Origin of the sequence: Streptomyces sp. NPDC048269, from assembly GCF_040652395.1 — a bacterium.
Taxonomy (GTDB): Bacteria; Actinomycetota; Actinomycetes; order Streptomycetales; family Streptomycetaceae; genus Streptomyces.
In genome coordinates this window covers 1-15,917 of record NZ_JBEZLW010000066.1, presented here as the reverse complement: position 1 = coordinate 15,917, position 15,917 = coordinate 1, and the positions used below count along the sequence as shown (strand labels likewise).

15 protein-coding genes and 1 pseudogene are annotated in these 15,917 nt (G+C 71.6%); 7 read left to right on the top strand and 9 right to left on the bottom strand.

Features of this window, described 5'->3' with window-relative positions; all coding sequences use genetic code 11:
* Nucleotides 1-3: 3 nt before the first annotated feature.
* The gene (locus tag AB0D48_RS34845; RefSeq protein ID WP_362406479.1) at nt 4-627 is read left to right on the top strand and encodes a class I SAM-dependent methyltransferase; all 624 of its coding nucleotides are present in this window, start codon (nt 4-6) and stop codon (nt 625-627) included.
* Nucleotides 628-659: 32 nt separating this feature from the next.
* Here the strand turns inward: AB0D48_RS34845 and AB0D48_RS34840 are convergent, their stop codons facing one another.
* Nucleotides 660-1,586: an SDR family oxidoreductase gene (locus AB0D48_RS34840; protein ID WP_362406476.1), complete on the bottom strand. Its 927-nt coding sequence runs from the start codon at nt 1,584-1,586 to the stop codon at nt 660-662.
* Nucleotides 1,587-1,636: 50 nt separating this feature from the next.
* Between AB0D48_RS34840 and AB0D48_RS34835 the strand changes: the two genes are divergently transcribed.
* The 6 genes and pseudogenes from AB0D48_RS34835 to AB0D48_RS34810 all read left to right on the top strand — a co-directional run bounded on the left by AB0D48_RS34835 (nt 1,637) and on the right by AB0D48_RS34810 (nt 4,923).
* Nucleotides 1,637-2,089 carry a MarR family transcriptional regulator gene (locus AB0D48_RS34835; protein ID WP_362406473.1) on the top strand — a complete coding sequence of 151 codons (453 nt, stop codon included), beginning with the start codon at nt 1,637-1,639 and terminating at the stop codon, nt 2,087-2,089.
* Nucleotides 2,090-2,279: 190 nt separating this feature from the next.
* Nucleotides 2,280-2,639 carry a UBP-type zinc finger domain-containing protein gene (locus AB0D48_RS34830; protein ID WP_362406470.1) on the top strand — a complete coding sequence of 120 codons (360 nt, stop codon included), beginning with the start codon at nt 2,280-2,282 and terminating at the stop codon, nt 2,637-2,639.
* Between the two features lie 84 nt (nt 2,640-2,723).
* Nucleotides 2,724-3,236 carry a pyridoxamine 5'-phosphate oxidase family protein gene (locus AB0D48_RS34825; protein WP_362406467.1) on the top strand — a complete coding sequence of 171 codons (513 nt, stop codon included), beginning with the start codon at nt 2,724-2,726 and terminating at the stop codon, nt 3,234-3,236.
* Between the two features lie 205 nt (nt 3,237-3,441).
* Nucleotides 3,442-3,699 (top strand): annotated as a pseudogene (locus AB0D48_RS34820) (VOC family protein); the annotation flags it as partial.
* Between the two features lie 143 nt (nt 3,700-3,842).
* A complete protein-coding gene (locus AB0D48_RS34815; protein WP_362406464.1) occupies nt 3,843-4,073 on the top strand; it encodes a DUF6296 family protein in 231 nt (76 codons plus the stop codon).
* 229 nt (nt 4,074-4,302) lie between these two features.
* Nucleotides 4,303-4,923, top strand: coding sequence for an L-threonylcarbamoyladenylate synthase (locus AB0D48_RS34810; RefSeq protein WP_362406461.1), 621 nt, complete (start codon nt 4,303-4,305; stop codon nt 4,921-4,923).
* 82 nt (nt 4,924-5,005) lie between these two features.
* Here AB0D48_RS34810 and AB0D48_RS34805 read toward each other — a convergent pair whose 3' ends face one another.
* From AB0D48_RS34805 to AB0D48_RS34770, 8 genes are all read right to left on the bottom strand, one after another.
* Nucleotides 5,006-6,490: a UDP-N-acetylmuramoyl-L-alanyl-D-glutamate--2,6-diaminopimelate ligase gene (locus tag AB0D48_RS34805; RefSeq protein WP_362406458.1), complete on the bottom strand. Its 1,485-nt coding sequence runs from the start codon at nt 6,488-6,490 to the stop codon at nt 5,006-5,008.
* A gap of 216 nt (nt 6,491-6,706) precedes the next feature.
* Complete coding sequence (locus AB0D48_RS34800) at nt 6,707-6,835, bottom strand: hypothetical protein (RefSeq protein WP_362406455.1); 129 nt, start codon at nt 6,833-6,835, stop codon at nt 6,707-6,709.
* 99 nt (nt 6,836-6,934) lie between these two features.
* Nucleotides 6,935-8,110, bottom strand: coding sequence for a hypothetical protein (locus tag AB0D48_RS34795; RefSeq protein ID WP_362406452.1), 1,176 nt, complete (start codon nt 8,108-8,110; stop codon nt 6,935-6,937).
* Between the two features lie 135 nt (nt 8,111-8,245).
* Nucleotides 8,246-8,506 (bottom strand): hypothetical protein, encoded by a 261-nt coding sequence (locus AB0D48_RS34790; RefSeq protein ID WP_362406449.1) that lies wholly within the window; start codon nt 8,504-8,506, stop codon nt 8,246-8,248.
* A gap of 320 nt (nt 8,507-8,826) precedes the next feature.
* Nucleotides 8,827-10,740, bottom strand: a complete 1,914-nt coding sequence (locus tag AB0D48_RS34785) for a GAF domain-containing protein (protein WP_362406446.1) — start codon at nt 10,738-10,740, stop codon at nt 8,827-8,829.
* Between the two features lie 34 nt (nt 10,741-10,774).
* Entirely contained in the window at nt 10,775-12,169 is a 1,395-nt protein-coding gene (locus AB0D48_RS34780; protein WP_362406512.1) for an MFS transporter, read from the bottom strand.
* Between the two features lie 253 nt (nt 12,170-12,422).
* Entirely contained in the window at nt 12,423-14,918 is a 2,496-nt protein-coding gene (locus tag AB0D48_RS34775) for a SpoIIE family protein phosphatase (RefSeq protein ID WP_362406442.1), read from the bottom strand.
* Between the two features lie 248 nt (nt 14,919-15,166).
* A partial coding sequence (locus AB0D48_RS34770; protein ID WP_362406439.1) for a PP2C family protein-serine/threonine phosphatase occupies nt 15,167-15,917 on the bottom strand: 751 nt, incomplete at its 5' end.

Below are 15,917 nucleotides of genomic sequence, written 5' to 3'. Positions count from 1 at the left end.
GCCATGGGGTTCTACGCCGACCAGGTCCTGCCGCGGATCCTCGATCTCGTGTGCGGGCTCAAGACGGCCCGACCGCTGAGACGCCGGGTGTGCGTGGGCCTGACGGGCGACGTCGTGGAGATCGGCTTCGGTACGGGCCACAACGTCCCCTTCTATCCGCAGGCCGTGAGCAGCGTGGCCGCGGTCGAGCCGTCCGATGTCGGGTGGAGACTCGCCGCCGGCCGCGTCAGGGCCGCGCGCGTGCCGGTACGGCGCGCCGGACTGGACGGCCAGTCGTTGCCCTTCGAGGACGACACCTTCGACACCGCCCTGTCCACCTGGACACTGTGCACCATCCCCGACGCCGACGTGGCCCTGCGTGAACTGCGGCGCGTCCTCAAGCCGGGCGGAACCCTGCACTTCCTCGAACACGGGCTGGCCCCGGCGGAGGACGAGAACGTACGCCGCTGGCAGCGACGGCTCGAACCCGTGCAGAAGCGCGTCTTCGGCGGATGCCACCTCACCCGCCCGGTCGTGGACATGCTCACCGGCGCGGGCTTCCGGATCAAGGAAATCGACGTCTTCTACGAGGAAGGCGCTCCCAAGCTGCTGGCCGCGGATTCCCTCGGCATCGCCCTGTCTCCCTAAGTGCTGTCCCGTGATCCCCGGGCCGTGTCCGGTCAGCGGAGCCAGCCGCCCGTGTGGGTCTGGACTGCCGAGCCGTCGAGGTCGCTGAGCTTCGCGGCGACGAACTCGCGGGCCCAGTCGGAGGTCTGCACCCGGAAGGCGGGCTTCTCGGCGGTCAGCGCCTCGACGATCGGAGCGGCCGCCTCGGCCGAGGTCTGGGCCTGGGTGAAGGTCTTCATCACGTGGTCGACGTACGCCTGGAAGGCCGGGGCGTACGGGCCGGCGGCGGCGAGCATCGCCGGCACGTCCACGCCCACGCTCGCGACGAACTCGCTGGCCACCGCGCCCGGTTCGATGACGGTGACGTCGACGCCGACGGTCGCGGCGACCGGCGCGAACGATTCCATGAAGCCTTCGACCGCGAACTTGGCCGCGCAGTAGGCCTCGTTGAACGGCTGGCCGATCACACCGCCGACGCTGGTGACCGTGATCACGCGGCCCTGTGAGGCGCGCAGGTGCGGCAGGGCGGCGCGGGTGACCTCCACGACTCCGAAGAAGTTCACCTCCATGGTCGCGCGGACGTCGTCGACCGTGCCCTGCTCGATCGTGCCGACCCGGCCGGCTCCCGCGTTGTTGACCACCGCGTCGAGGCGGCCGTACTCGGCGAGCACCTCCTCCAGGCAGTCGGCGACGGACCCGGCGTCGACCACGTCCAGGCGCTTGACCGCGACGCGGTCGGAGACGCCCGCCTCGGCGGCCGCGCGGCGGAGCGGGTCGGCCTTGCCCGTGTCGCGCATGGTCGCGATGACCTGCCAGCCGGCCTGTGCGGCCGCCACGGCGGCGGCGAGGCCGATTCCCGAGGACGTGCCGGTGATCAGGACCGTCTTGCGGGGGGTGGGAGCGGTGGGGGTGGCATTCATGAGGGTCTCCAGGCAGCGGTGCCGTGCGGAAGGAGCACGACCAGGTTTATGTGCGTGCACACACACTATAGAGATATGTGCGCGCACACGCAAACAGGTAACCTCGTCCCATGGCCCGTAACGACCTCACCATGAGTGACCTCACCTCGCGCGATCATGCCTTCTACGGTCTGATCTGGGCGGGCACCACGCTGTCCGCCCGGATCGACCAGGCCCTGTCACGCGCCCACGGCCTGCCGCTGTCCTGGTTCGAGGTGATGCTCTGGCTGAACGGGCAGAGCGAGCCGGTCGCCGCCTCCGACCTGGGGGCCAAAACCCTGCTGAGCCGCAGCCAGGTCTCACGCGTGGTCGACCAGCTCCAGGCCCGCGGCCTGGTGGAGCGGGTCCCCTCCCCCACCGACGCCCGTTCCGTGTGCGTCGCGCTCACCGCCGACGGGCGCAAGGCCTTCGCCCAGGCCGACGCCACCCGGCGCGAGGCCCTGCGGGAGGTCTTCGACGACCGGTTGGACGACGCGGACATCGAGGCGCTGGAGACCGTATGGGCCAAGCTCAAGCGCCGGTGAGCCGTACCGGGTGCCTCAGGACGGGGCCGTGAGGAGTCCGTCCTGCGGTCGGCAGGACGGGGGAGTCCGTCCTGCGGCCGGCAGGTCGGTGCCGTGAGGAGTACGTCCTGCGGCCGGCGTCGCGCCCTACGATGACAGGAGGCCCGCGGGCACCTTCCGGGCCTTCGTCCCGCATCAGGGAGGCACGTCCATGGCACACGACCAGATCCCGGGTATCGATCCCACGGCGGCCCCGAGCGGGGACGGCTGCGTGGAGTGCCTGGCGGGCGACGGACCGGGGTGGTGGCTACATCTGCGGCGGTGCGCCGCGTGCGGGCACATCGGATGCTGTGACTCCTCACCCTCGCAGCACGGGACGAAGCACGCGCGGCAGGCGGGACACCCCTTCCTGACCAGCTTCGAACCGGGCGAGGACTGGTTCTGGAACACCGAGACCCAGGAGTACTACGAGGGGCTCCAGCTGCCCCCGCCCACCGCTCACCCGTCCTCCCAGCCGACCCCGGGCCCCCGGGGCAAGGTCCCCGCGGACTGGCAGGAGCACCTCCACTGACCCGGCGCCGCACCCCGCGCCCGCGGTGGACGGCCGGGCCACGCGGGCACAGGCTGGAATCCGACTGTGTCAGGAGGACACCCCATGCCCGACAAGGAACCCCGCACCGAGCTGGACGAGCGCTACAGCGACGAGCGGGCGACGGCCGTGCCGTGGTCTCAGGCCGTCACCCGGCTGGCCGAGGCGGAGCTGTACTGGCTGACGACCGTGCGCCCGGACGCGCGGCCGCACGTCACCCCGCTGATCGGCGTCTGGACGGACGGCGCGCTGCACTTCTGCACGGGCCCGGAGGAACGCAAGGCCAAGAACCTCCGGGCCAATCCGCACGTCATCCTCACCACCGGCTGCAACGCCCTGCACGAGGGCTTCGACCTGGTCGTCGAGGGCGAGGCGGCCCGCGTGACGGACTCGGGCCGGCTGCGCGAGCTCGCCGCCGCCTGGGAGGCGAAGTACGGCGCCGAATGGCACTTCGACGTGAGCGACGGCGCGTTCGTCAATCCCGACGCGGGCGAGGCCCTGGTTTTCGCGGTGCCGCCGCGCACCGCCTTCGGCTTCGGCAAGGGCGGCTACAGCCAGACGCGCTGGCTCTTCTCCTGACACCCGGCCCCGTGAGGCGCACTAGGGTCGCTCGTGTGACTGCCGGGTCGGCCATGGGCCATACACGAATGGGACTCCCGGCCTCGGCTTGAGCGCGAGGCGGGCACGGGCCCCGCCACTTCTCCGCGTCTTCGCTCCCGCGCCCCGCGCGCGGCGCCCCCGTCCCAACGGACCCAAAGACCCGGAGAAACACCACTGATGTCGTACGATCGACTACTACGAGCAGCGCGACGAGCCGATCCAGTCGCAGCACTACGCGTTCCTCGTGCCCGACGCGCAGTTCGACGACATGATCGCCCGACTGGATACGGTCGGCGTCACCTACTACGCCGATCCGAGCCACACCGAACCCGGCCGGATCAACAGCCTGTTCGGCGGTCGCGGGGCGTACTTCGACGACCCGGACGGTCACAACATGGAGATCATGACGCGGCCGTACGCGCGGCCGTACGCGCAGCCGTAGGCCTCGCGGGCGCGCACCACGGAGGGCCGGGAGGGTGCGATCTGCTCACTCCCTGTGATCGCACGGCGATGCGGTCTTGGCACCCGGCCCGCATGATGAAGCTGCATGATGAAGCTGCGGGGCGGCCTGTCGAAGGGAGCGAAATGCACGCGGAGCGGTACGAGCTGGTGATCCCCGACGGCGTCGAGGACGGCCAGGACGTGGTGGTCGTGACCCGTACGGACCGCAGTGGCCCCGGCGGGCATCCCGTCTACTCCGACGAGACCGGCATCGTCCAGGCGGAGATCAGCGATCAGGGCGAGGTGCGCATGCTCCCGTCGAGCAGCCAGCAAGTACCCGCCCAAGGGGTCCGGGCCCGCCCGCTGCCGGACTGACGGGACACGACGTCCCCTGGCCGGAGCCCGGACCGGCGTCCTCACGGGGCAGGCCCCGTGAGGACGCCGGGTCCCGTCGGGCGGCGTCGCCTGGTGCGCGTGGGTGCCGCGCAGGCCCGGCGATCTCGGCCTTACCCTGTCCTACCTGGTCAAAGGGGGTAGGAGAGGTGGTTCCTCGGCCGTGGGGCCGCGGCGCAGTCACGCCGTCGGATCCCTGTACGCTCGGTGGATGGCGAAGTACTTCGACGTGCACCCCGAGAATCCCCAGCCGCGCACCATCGGCAATGTCGCGGACAGCATCCGCTCCGGCGCGCTCGTCGCGTACCCCACGGACTCCTGCTTCGCACTCGGCTGCCAGGTGGGCAACCGCGACGGCATGACCCGGATCCGGTCGATCCGGAATCTCGACGACCGGCACCACTTCACCCTCGTGTGCCAGAACTTCGCGCAGCTGGGCCAGTTCGTGCACCTCGACAACGACGTGTTCCGTGCGATCAAGGCGGCGACGCCGGGACCGTACACCTTCATCCTCCGCGCGACGAGCGAGGTACCGCGCCAGCTGCTCCACCCGAAGAAGAAGACGGTCGGAGTCCGGATTCCCGACCACGTCGTCACCCAGGCCCTGCTCGCCGAACTCGGCGAACCCCTCCTCTCCAGCACCCTGCTGCTGCCCGACGAGGAGGAGCCCATGACGCAGGGCTGGGAGATCAAGGAACGGCTCGAGCACCTGGTGGACGCCGTTCTCGACTCGGGCGACTGCGGAACCAAGCCCACCACCGTCATCGACTACTCCAGTGGTGAGGCCGAGATCGTACGCCCGGGGGCGGGCGACACCTCGCGGTTCGAGTAGGGCTCGACGCCACCGGCCCGGCTCCGCGTGCTGCTCGCGGCCGGGGCCGGGCCCGTCACAGACCTCCCCGACGGGACGGCGGCTACGCGGCCTGCACGAGTTCGCGCACGGTCGCCATGTCGCTGAAGGGAATCAGCTCTTCGCCGACGATCTGGTGCGGCTCGCTCCCCTTGCCCGCGATCAGCACCGTGTCGTCGGGGCCCGCGACGGACAGCGCGAAGGCGATCGCCTGCCGGCGGTCGGGGAATCGTTCGAAGGGCGTGCCGGTCTCCACGAGGCCGGGGGTGATCTGGTCGAGGATCGCCTCGGGGTCCTCGTTACGGGGATTGTCCGAGGTGAGGACGCACAGGTCGGACCTGGTCCCCGCGATGCTCCCCATTTCGGCGCGCTTGGTGGTGTCCCGGTCCCCGCCGCAGCCGAAGACGGTGATGACCCGGCCGCGGGCGAAGCCCCGGATGGCGGTCAGCACCTTGTTCAGGGAATCCGGTGAGTGCGCGTAGTCGACGATGACCGAGGTGCCGAGGGGGGTCCGGAAGCGCTCGAACCGGCCGGGGACGGGCGGCATCCGGTCCAGGGCGGCGACGAGGGGGCCCAGATCGTGGCCCAAGAAGTGGCAGGCCGCCAGGGTGCCCAGTGCGTTGGCCACCGAGAACCGGCCGGGGACGGGGATCGAGGCCGGATACGCGCGCCCGCCGTGGTGCAGGGTGAACCGCGTGCCGGAGGCGCTCACGACGAGGTCCGTGGCCCGGTAGTCCGCCGGGGCGTCCAGGGCGTACGTGGTCACCGCGCCCGGCATCATCGCCGGGATCCGGGCACCCACCGGGTCGTCCACGTTCACCACCGCGTGCCGGCACAAGCCCTGGAACAGGCGTAGCTTGGCATCCCGGTAGTTCGCCATCGTGCCGTGGTCGTCCAGATGGTCCTGCGTCAGGTTGGTGAAGACTCCTACGTCGATGAACGTCCGGTCCACGCGGTGGTTCAGCAGCGCCATCGACGTGGCTTCGAGCACCGCGCTGCCGGTTCCCCGGTCACGCATGTATCCCAAGAGGTACTGGAGGTCCGGCGATTCCGGCGTCGTCAGCACGGATCGCGGCATCGGGATGAGCTCGTCGCCGATCCGGCTGCCCGCCGTCCCGATCACCCCCACCTTTGCGCCCTCCGAGGTCCGCAGGACGGATTCGACCATGTACGACACCGACGTCTTGCCGTTGGTGCCGGTGATCGCCACCATGTCCATCTGCCGCCCCGGTTCGCCGAAGTAGCGGGAGGCCACGACCCCGGCGGCCGTCCGGGCGCTCGGCACCCGCACGGCGCATGCGTCGGCGGGCCACGTCGGCACGGGGTGGTCCGGTTCGCTCCCGTCGACGAGTACCGCGGCTGCGCCGCGTGCGAGGGCGGCGGGGACCGAGTCGGGACCCCCCTCCTCGTGGCCCGGCACCGCGATGAACACGGAACCCGGCATCACCCGTTCCACGTCGAAGGTGACTCCCCCGGTGATCGGTGTCTTCTCCGGGTCACCCCGGAGAACGTGGTGCTCCTGCCCGGCCAGCAACTCGCTCAGCTTCACAATGATCCCTTTCGGAGCGGCTCGGCCCCGATCGTGCGGGCCGCGGCCGGGCGGCGGTCTCCGACGGCACGCCGGGGACCGCGGTGATGACGTCAGCCGGAGCCGGAACCGGACGTGGCGGCTCGTCGCGGCGGGAAGAGGCCCTGCCGGACGTACGAGATACGAGAAGAGCGGCGAACCGGCAACGGAGACCGGTACGGACTCCGCGGGAAGTCGCTAGCCGTGGCCGTGCAGAGCGATGCGGCGCGTCTCGGGCGCCTCGACCTCGGCCGGGGCCGAGGTCGAGGGGCGCAGCGCGGAGGCAGCCCGCGGCGGGCACTTCCTCGACGTGCGTGTGCGACCCATGGGCCGAGTGTACGGCCGGCAGGGCGGTCCGAAATCCACCCGGCGGTCGCGAGCCGTGGGGGCGGCCGCACGGTCGACGGCCGGTGCCGGCCCGTGGTGTCAGTGCTCGTAGTTCGTGAGGACGCAGCCCTCGACCTGGGACTTCTCCAGTCGGTAGCCCGCCGGGGCACTGAAGCCGGGCTCACAGTTCAAGGAGAGGAACTGCAACTGGTAGAGGCCGTTCCGGACCTCCCGGCTGTTGGTCTCCACCGCGATGTTCTCGCCGACCAGGAGCCTGCTGGCGGTGGCTTTGAGCCGGCCGTCGTCCTTCAGATCAGCCTGCTGGGCGGCCTTCGCCTTGAGCTGCAGGGTCTTCATGTCACGGACGACATCCAGCCAGTTCAGGTTGTGGGCGCGCCGCTCCCCCGCGGCCTCACCGCACACGGCGCGTTCCTTGACGCCCCATCCGAGCTGGTCCCCGACCACCACCGGCAGGTAGTCGATCGACTCGACGGCGACGGCATCGGGAGCGGTGGACATGTTCGTGCAGTCGACGGTGTGCGGGTGGACCAGCTTCTTCAGCTCGTCGAGGCTCCCGGCCCGGGGCAGGCCGAGGCTGCCCTGTGCCGGCTGGCCCGGCTTCTCGGACTCCCGGCCCGCGGCGGCCGGGTCGTCCTGCGGGGTCTCGAAGTTCGGGCTGCCGCTGCCGTCCGTACTCCCGACGAAGTCGCTGAGCACACAGCCGTCGACCAGCGCCTTCTCCTTCTTGTAGCCCTTGGGCACGCCGAAGGTCGGGTTGCAGGTGAGGATGCGCAGGTCCGACCGGGCGAGGGCGAGGGCCGTCTTGGTCTCGGTAGGGGTGACGGCGTAGTGCTTGCCGACGAACACCCGGCTGTTCAGGCCGTACGTCGCCTTGCCGGCCGCGATCTGGTCCATGACGCGCTGCTTGTAGCCCGCCTGGAACTCCTTCATGTCCGAGGCCATGTAGAAGATGATCTCGCCGTGCTCGACGCGGTCGCTGCACACTCCCCGCTCGGTCACGGACCATTTCCCGACCGTCGTGAGGTCGGTCAGTGGCAGCCGGCTGTCGTCCGGCTGCGTGCCCATGTTCTCGCACGAGCCGTACCGCTGGACGTACTTCTGTGCTTCGGCCAGGGTCGCCGGCGCCGCTTCGGGGACACCGGCGATGCCCGTGGGTACGGCACCCGCCGCGCCGGGCTCGGCGTCCTCGCACGCGGCGAGTGCGGGGAAGGAAGCGAGGAGGGCGGTCACGGCGAGTATCCGCTTGATGCGCATGTGCTGCTTTCGTCGGCGATGGGCACGCAGAGGGCGTCTGGCGTGCACATGCTAGGCCGCAGCACCGAAATCGATCAAAGCCGAACGGAGGGGGCGCCGGTCTCATGTCCCCTGGGCCCGAATGCCGTTGAGCGCTCAGCGGCGGAGCGCCGCCTCCGCTCCCGCGATGACGGTGCCGACCGAGCAGGTGAGCATGACGGCTCGCAACCTGCCGGCGTTACCGCAGGTGAAGGCGGACTGGAGCCGGTCCAGCAGCCCTTCCTGCCCGGGCTCCGGCACGGCGTCCGGAGCGTCGGTGCCGAGTGGGCAGCGGGCACAGTGGGCACGGCCACTGTCGGTGTCGTCGAGCCAGTAGGCGCCGTCGAGCACCGCGTACGTCTCGTGGATGGCTTCCATGCCCCTGCAACGGCCGAGGGAAGGTGTCGGGCACGACCGGGGCGACGGTCGCAACCGAATCGGTATCAGCCACTGTCCGAGCAGCCGTGCCGCACGCAGGGAATCCGGCAGTCGTGCGGCCGTCATCGTCAGGCGGCAGCGGTCAGGACCTTCAAGAGCTCGTCGGGGGCGTCCCGCTTCACGTCGTGGCCGCAGGCCACGGCATGGGTGCGCCAGGCCGGGTCGCGCTGCAGCCGTTCGTAGACCTGGGTGAAGGGGGACGGTCCGTCCCAGCCTGTGGCGTAGACGTAGTCCCTGCTGCGGTGGCGGCCTGCCGAAGGCTAGCCGGTGCGGTCCGCCGACACCTGGTCGATGCGCAGGGCCAGTTGCAGTTCCAGTGCCCGCTCCGGGCGTTGCCAGTCCCGGCCGAGCAGGCGGCCTATGCGGTCCAGGCGCTGGACCACCGTGTTGACGTGGACGTGGAGTTCGGCGCTGGTTCTGGCCTGGCTCGTGCCGAGCGCGAAGTAGGTCCGCAGGGTGTGGGTGAGGTCCGTACCGCGCTTCGCGTCGTAGTCGAGGAGCGGGCCCAGGGTCCGGCGTACGTAGCCGCCCAGGTCCGTCTGGCCGCCGAGCAGTATGCCGACGAAGCCCAGGTCGGTCAGGGCGGCACCGGTCCCCCCGTTGCCGAGGGCGTGCAGGGCGGCCAGGCAGCGGCGCGCTTCCGCGTACGCGTCGGCGAAGTCGGGCGGACCGGTCACCGGGCGCCCCGCCGCCCCGACGGTGACCGGGACGGCCACGGCCTGACCCAGCTCTGCGGCGAGCGAGGCCGCGCTCGCGCTGGGGTTCTCCGAGGGGCAGATGAGGACCACGTCGTCGTGGTGCTGCCCGGCCAGCCCCTTGCGCGCCTGCGCGGTACGGGCGGCCGCGGCCAGCAGCCGGGGGCGGGGGACGGCGTCCGCGTGGAGGACGAACACCGCGTGCGGCTGGCCGAGGCTGACGCCGAGCCGGCGGGCGCGGGCCGACAGGCCGGCGGGGTCGGCGGCGCGGTTGAGGAGGTCGCCCAGCAGTTCGCCGCGCACGCGGTCCTCGGTCTCGGCGACCGACCTGCGCAGGAGCAGGAGCAGGGCCGTGACGACGCTGGCCCGTTCGAAAAGCCGGCGGTCCTCGTCGGTGAGGTCGGGGCGGCCGGTGAGGGCGATGCTGCCGAGGAGTTCGTGTCCGGCGAGGACCGCGCACACCCAGGTGCCCTGGACGGGAACGGCGCGGCCACCCGCCCTGGAAGTGGCCACGGCCTGGGGCGTCGGAGGCTGCGGGTCCGCGCCCGCCCGGGCGAGTTCGGTACCGTCCGCGTCGTGGATGAGCATGCCGCCCTGCAGGACGGCGCCGATGGCGGTGGCCACTTCGGTGATGCCCGCTCCGCGCAGGACCAGGTCGGTCAGCCGGTCGTGGGCGTCCTCGGCACGCCTGATGGCCTGGTTGTGGGCCTCGATCGTCTGGGAGGCCGCGTTGAGGTCGACGAGTGCGGTACGCGTCTCCTCCAGGAGACGGGCACTGTCGATGGCGATGGCGGCGTGGTCGGCGAGCGAGGCGAGCAGGGCGACCTCGTCCGGGGTGAAGCTGCGGGCGGTGCGGTCGGCCGCGTAGAGGACGCCGATCACCCGGGTGCCCAGGCGCAGCGGGACGCCGAGGATGGCCCGCAGTCCCTCTTCGGCGACGGCGCTGTCGATGGGGGCGGTGTGCTTGAAGCGCGGGTCTTCGCGGTAGTCGCCGGTCGTGTACGGGCGGGCCGTCTCGGCGACCAGCCCGCCCAGGCCCTCCCCCATGCCCAGTCGCACCTGCTGGAAGGCGGCGGAGACCGAGCCGTCGGTCACCCGCATGTAGGTGTCGCCCGCCTCGTCGTCGTTGAGGGACAGGTAGGTGACGTCCGTGCCGAGGAGGAGCTTGGCCCGGTGGACGATGGCCCGCAGGACGGCGTCCGGGTCACGCAGCGCCGCGAGGTCGCCGGCGGTGTCGAAGAGGGCCGCCAGTTCGGCCTCGCGCCGGCGGTGCTGGCTGAGGGTGCGGCGGATGGCGAGCGCCACCTGGGTGGCCTCGGTGACCGCCTGCGTCTGCGACGCTGAGAGGCCCGCCCGGCGGGCCGCTTCGGCCGGCTGCGCGAAGTCCTCCGCCGGCGCGCCCCGCGCCAGCAGGTCCAGCAGCTGGCGCAGGGCGCTCCATGCCCCGCCGTCGCCTGGGCTCTTCGCGGTGGTCGGCATGTCGGGCTTCTCCGTGCTGCTGGACGCGGGGCGGCTAGGTCCTGTCGGCGGACACCGGATCGGCGCCGGCCTGGCGGTGGCCGGGAACCGGAACGGGGGTCGGGCTGTACGACCGGGCCAGGTTACGCCCGCGGGTCTCCTTGGCGGCGAGGACGGTCGCGCTCGTGATCACCGCCGCGGCGGCGAGGTAGACCGAGATCGGCAGGGAGGAGTCGTAGTCGTCGAGCAGGGCCACCGCGATGATCGGGGCGAGGGCGCCACCGATGATCGAGGCGAGCTGGGAGCCCATCGAGGCGCCGGAGTAGCGGACCTCGGTGTCGAACATCTCGGAGATGAAGGCCGCCTGCGGTCCGTACATCGCGCCGTGGAAGAGCAGCCCGATGGTGACCGCGGCGGCGATGACCGGGAAGGACCGGGAGTCGAGCATCGCGAAGAACGCGAACGCCCATCCGGTCATGCCGAGGGAGCCGATGAGCGTCACCGGACGGCGGCCGATCCGGTCGGACAGGGCTCCCCACGCCGGGATGGTGACGAAGTGGACGGCGGAGCCGATCAGCACGGCGTTCAGGCCGTCGCTCTTGGACAGTCCCAGGTGGGTCGTGACGTAGACGAGCAGGAAGGCCGTCAGGATGTAGTAGGAGATGTTCTCGCCGAGGCGGGTGCCGACCGCGGTGAGGACACCTCGCCAGTTCGTACGGAACACCTCCACCACGGGCGGCTTCTCCCGGGCGCCGACGGCGGCCTGTTCGGCGGCCTTGGCCTGGGCTTCGAGGAAGACCGGGGATTCGGACACCGACACCCGGATCCACAGGCCGATCACGACGAGCACCCCGGAGAGCAGGAACGGGATCCGCCAGCCCCAGGCGAGGAAGGCCTCGTCGGACTGGACCGCGGCCAGCAGGGCGAGGACACCGGTGGCGAGCAGGTTGCCGCCGGGGGCGCCGGCCTGCGGCCAGGAGGCCCAGAAGCCGCGGTTCTTGTCGTCGCCGTGTTCGGAGACCAGCAGGACCGCGCCGCCCCACTCGCCGCCGAGTGCGAAGCCCTGGACCAGGCGCAGCAGGGTGAGCAGGACCGGTGCGCCGACGCCGATGCTCGCGTGGGTCGGGAGCAGGCCCATCGCGAAGGTGGCGCCGCCCATCATGAGGAGGCTGAGTACGAGGAGCTTCTTCCGGCCGGTCTTGTCCCCGTAGTGGCCGAAGACGAGGCCGCCGAGCGGGCGGGCCGCGAAGCCGATCGCGTAGGTGAGGAAGGCGAGGAGCGTGCCGACCAGCGGCTCACTGCTGGGGAAGAACAGCTTGTTGAAGACGAGGGCGGCGGCGGAGCCGTACAGGAAGAAGTCGTACCACTCGATGGTGGTGCCGATGAGGCTGGCGCTGATGATTCGCGCGATGCCCGACCGGGCCGGCGCAGCCGTTGCGGGGGAGACCATGTGCACCACTTCCAGGTGGTCGCGGGGGACGTTCCGTGTCGCCACACCGTAGAAGCCCGCAGGTCAGCCGCGTATGTCGTGGACCATCACATTCAGATACCGCCCTGTGTGGCCAGCCACCACACCGCTGAAACGGAGGCTGCGAAGGCTTCCGGAAGTCCCGGAACGGCTCCTGCCGGAGACGCGTGGTCCGACCTGCTGGGGCGGCACCGTGCCGGCTCCCGTGGCCGGTTCGGTGAGGGCGCGACGGGCCTCACCCGGTGCGCCGGCCGCTCGCCGGGCGCCAGGGCATCTCGGCCCACACTTGCTTGCCGCCGCTGAGCGGCACCGAGCCCCAGGCCGCCGTCAGCGCCTCGACGATGAGCAGCCCGCGACCGCCGGTCGACTCCCAGCTCACCCATACCGGTTTGACGGGGCTGCGCGGCGAAGCGTCGTTCACGGCGATGCGCAGCCGGTCCGCCGACAGGGTCAGATCCATCCCCACTTCGCCCTGCGTGTGCGCGAGGGCGTTGGTGACCAGCTCGGACACGACCAGCAGAGCTGCGTCGAGTTCCTCCACCACTCCCCAGGACCGCAGGGTGCGCGCGGTGAAGCGGCGCGCGTGCAAAACCGCGTTGGGCAGCCGCCACACCGTCCAGTGGCTCCGCATCGGCCGGCCCCCTGTGCCGTCGTAGCGCAGCACCAGCAACGCCACATCGTCGTCGCGACGGCCCACACCGACGACCAACTCGTCGGCGACCCCTCCGGCATCGACCGGGTTGGCCGCGGCGAGCACCTCGCACACCCGCCGCATGCCCTCCTCCACGGGGAGCCTTGCGGACTCGACCAGGCCGTCGGTCAGCAGAACGAGCAGGGTGCCGGGGACCAGCCCCGCCTCGGTCATGGGGAATTCGGCTTCCGCGAGCACTCCGAGGGGAGGCCCGCCCTCGACCGCCATCTCCTCGGTGACGCCGTCGGGATGGCGCAAGATCGGCGGCAGATGGCCGGCCCGTACGACCCTGGCGATGCCCTCCTCCATGTCCAGGTCCACGTACCCACAGGTGGCGAACAGATCGGTCTCCATGCCGACGAGCAGACGGTTGGCCCGCGCGACCACCACATCGGGCGGGTGGCCCTCCACCGCGTAGGCCCTGACCGCCGTACGCATCTGGCCCATGATGGTGGCGGCTCCCGCGCTGTGCCCCTGTACGTCCCCGATGACGAACGCCACATGACCGTCGCTGAGCGGAATGACGTCATACCAGTCGCCGCCGACCTCCAGTCCGGCCGTCGCGGGCAGGTAGCGGGCGACAGCGACCCCGCCCGGCAGCTCCGGGAGCTTGCGGGGCAGCAGACTGCGCTGGAGCATGGTGGCGAGTTCGTGGCCCGCGTCCAGTGCGTGGGCGCGCACCAGCGCCTGCCCGACCAGTCCCGCGGTCGCGGTCAGCAGGGACCGCTCCTCCGGTCCGAACCGGTGCTCCGCCTCCCACCCCACCAGACACACCCCGACCATCCGGCCGTCGGCGGGCAGCGGCAGCACCGCGAGACCACCGGGCCCGATGCCCAGCAGACCGGGCTCGAGAGCCGCGCCCGGCGGCCACAGACTCATATGCCCCCCGCGCAGCGCGCTCTGCAGGGTGGGCAGGGCGCTGAGCGACGCGTCGGGCCACTCGGACCGCCATTCCGAGCGCCATGTCCCGGGCCAGGCATCGGGTTCCGGAGGGTCGAGGGCGGTGACTATGAGCCGGTCGGCCTCCAGTTCGCCGACCGCGACCCGGGAGGCGCCGAGCGGCTCGCGCAGGGCGGCGACCACCAGCCGGCTGACCTCTCGGATGGTCGCCGCTCCCGCCAGCATGGCCGACAGCCGCTGCACGAGGGAGACCTCGTCGGCGCTGGGGCGCAGATAGGTGGCATCGGCCACCACGCCCAGGACGCGCCGCGGCGTGCCATCGGAGTCCACCTCCACGCGGCAACGCAGCCCCAGCCAGCGCAGCTCGCCGTTCGGGCGGCGGATACGGAACGCCAGCTGCTGTCCGGCGGCGACCAGCCGGTCGGGCTCCACGATCGCCATCAGTGCGGGCATGTCGTCGGGGACCGCGCAGGCGAGCAGGGTCTCCACCTGCCCGTCGAACTGCTCGGGAGGCAGACCGAGCAGTTCCAGCACGTGCGCGTGGGCCTCCATGCGGCCGGTGCTCAGTTCCAGGATGAACGCGCCGCCCTGGTGAGGCACCAGGGACTGACCCAGATGTGCCTGTGGTGCTCTGCGTCCGGCGAAACGAGCGGCGACCGATTCGAGTCCGGCGGCCACCTGATCGGCGTAGAGCTCCAGGAGGCTGCGGTCATCGGCGCTGAAGCCGTCCCCGGTCGCCCCGGCGACGATCAGGCACCCGAGCTCCTGCTCTCCGTGTCCCAGTGGCAGCGCGCCCAGCGAGATCCTGGCCGGCGAGCTGGGGTCGCCGTCGCGGACCCTGGTGGGGAAGTGGTGGGGATCGTCCTCGATGAACGTGGCGAGTTCCTTGGGAGTCAGCCACAGCGGGCGGCCGGAGCGGAACGCGTTGGCGGCGGGGGAATGGCTGGCCACGGCGAGGATCGCGGGCAGTCCGTAGAGGACGCCGCGGTTTCCGGTCAGCTCGGCCAGATGGAGTTCCCGGCCCTGGTCGGCGACCACATAGACAGCGGCAAGCTCAGCCCCGCAGAACGCAAAGCGATGAGTGGTCACTGTCCGTATCACCTCCTCCCGAGGGCATCCCGCCGACCGCACTCTCTCCATGCTGTCGCGCCCGGGACCGTCCGGGCGAGTCGGAACGCGGGCCGAAGGGGGCCGGTGCCGCCGCACGCTGCGCGGACCACGCCGTAACGGGGCGGGTGCGGCCACGTATGGCGTACGGCGATCGAGGCGGGTGTGTCCGGGGGCCGAGCGGGGTGGCGCCGGTCCGCAGTGGTGCGCGGCCGGGGCAACCGTTCACGTGGACATGGCACGTACGTGGCAAGGGCGGCCGCCGGGACCAGCAGCGGACACTACGTCGGGCCTCTGGCCGACCGCTGCCCCTCGTCTTCGCGCCGGTCGACGAGGATGACCGCCACGTCGTCCGCCAGGCGGGTCTCGGTGTGGCGGAGCAAGGCCTGGCGCAGGCCCTCCAGGAACGCCGGCCGGGTGTGGTCGCGCATGGTCACCATGGCGTCGGCCAGGCCGAAGAAGGTGCCGTCCCGGTCGCGGGCCTCGATGACGCCGTCGGTGTACAACAGCAGCCGGTCCCCCGGTGCGAACGCATAGCTGTCCGTCCGTCCGGGAGGACCGCTGATGAATTCCTCGAGACCGAGCGGCGGCAGGGAGGCGGTGGGCGTCAGAGTCCGGACCGTGCCGTTGCGCAGCAGCAGCGGGGGCGGATGGCCCCGGTTGATCACCTCGACGTGAGGGCCGTCCGGGATCTGGGCCACGACCGCGGTGACGAATCCCTCCAGGAGGGCGTCGCTGCCGCCGGCCACGCCCGCGCCCGCGACGGCGGCGTCCCGTCGCAGGGCCGCTCCGCAGTGGTTGATGACCTCCACCAGCTCGTGCTCGTAGTGCACGGACTCCCGGAATGCGCCCAGCACGACCGCAGCGGCCCGTACGGCGGGCAGTCCCTTGCCCCGGACATCCCCGACGATCATCCGGACCCCGTACCGGGTCTGGACCACGTCGTACAGATCGCCGCCGATCTGCGCGCCCGCTTCGGCCGCCAGGTACATGCTGGCCGCCCGTACGGGGCCCAGCCGGTCCGGCACCGGC

Bases quoted from the DNA above. Each gene is read 5' to 3' on its own strand.
- AB0D48_RS34780 (WP_362406512.1), bottom strand. From the start codon at position 12,169: ATGGTCTCCCCCGCAACGGCTGCGCCGGCCCGGTCGGGCATCGCGCGA.
- AB0D48_RS34845 (WP_362406479.1), top strand. From the start codon at position 4: ATGGGGTTCTACGCCGACCAGGTCCTGCCGCGGATCCTCGATCTCGTG.
- AB0D48_RS34800 (WP_362406455.1), bottom strand. From the start codon at position 6,835: ATGGGTCGCACACGCACGTCGAGGAAGTGCCCGCCGCGGGCTGCCTCC.
- AB0D48_RS34785 (WP_362406446.1), bottom strand. From the start codon at position 10,740: ATGCCGACCACCGCGAAGAGCCCAGGCGACGGCGGGGCATGGAGCGCC.
- AB0D48_RS34825 (WP_362406467.1), top strand. From the start codon at position 2,724: ATGCCCGACAAGGAACCCCGCACCGAGCTGGACGAGCGCTACAGCGAC.
- AB0D48_RS34795 (WP_362406452.1), bottom strand. From the start codon at position 8,110: ATGCGCATCAAGCGGATACTCGCCGTGACCGCCCTCCTCGCTTCCTTC.
- AB0D48_RS34835 (WP_362406473.1), top strand. From the start codon at position 1,637: ATGGCCCGTAACGACCTCACCATGAGTGACCTCACCTCGCGCGATCAT.
- AB0D48_RS34775 (WP_362406442.1), bottom strand. From the start codon at position 14,918: ATGGAGAGAGTGCGGTCGGCGGGATGCCCTCGGGAGGAGGTGATACGG.
- AB0D48_RS34810 (WP_362406461.1), top strand. From the start codon at position 4,303: ATGGCGAAGTACTTCGACGTGCACCCCGAGAATCCCCAGCCGCGCACC.
- AB0D48_RS34790 (WP_362406449.1), bottom strand. From the start codon at position 8,506: ATGGAAGCCATCCACGAGACGTACGCGGTGCTCGACGGCGCCTACTGG.
- AB0D48_RS34815 (WP_362406464.1), top strand. From the start codon at position 3,843: ATGCACGCGGAGCGGTACGAGCTGGTGATCCCCGACGGCGTCGAGGAC.
- AB0D48_RS34830 (WP_362406470.1), top strand. From the start codon at position 2,280: ATGGCACACGACCAGATCCCGGGTATCGATCCCACGGCGGCCCCGAGC.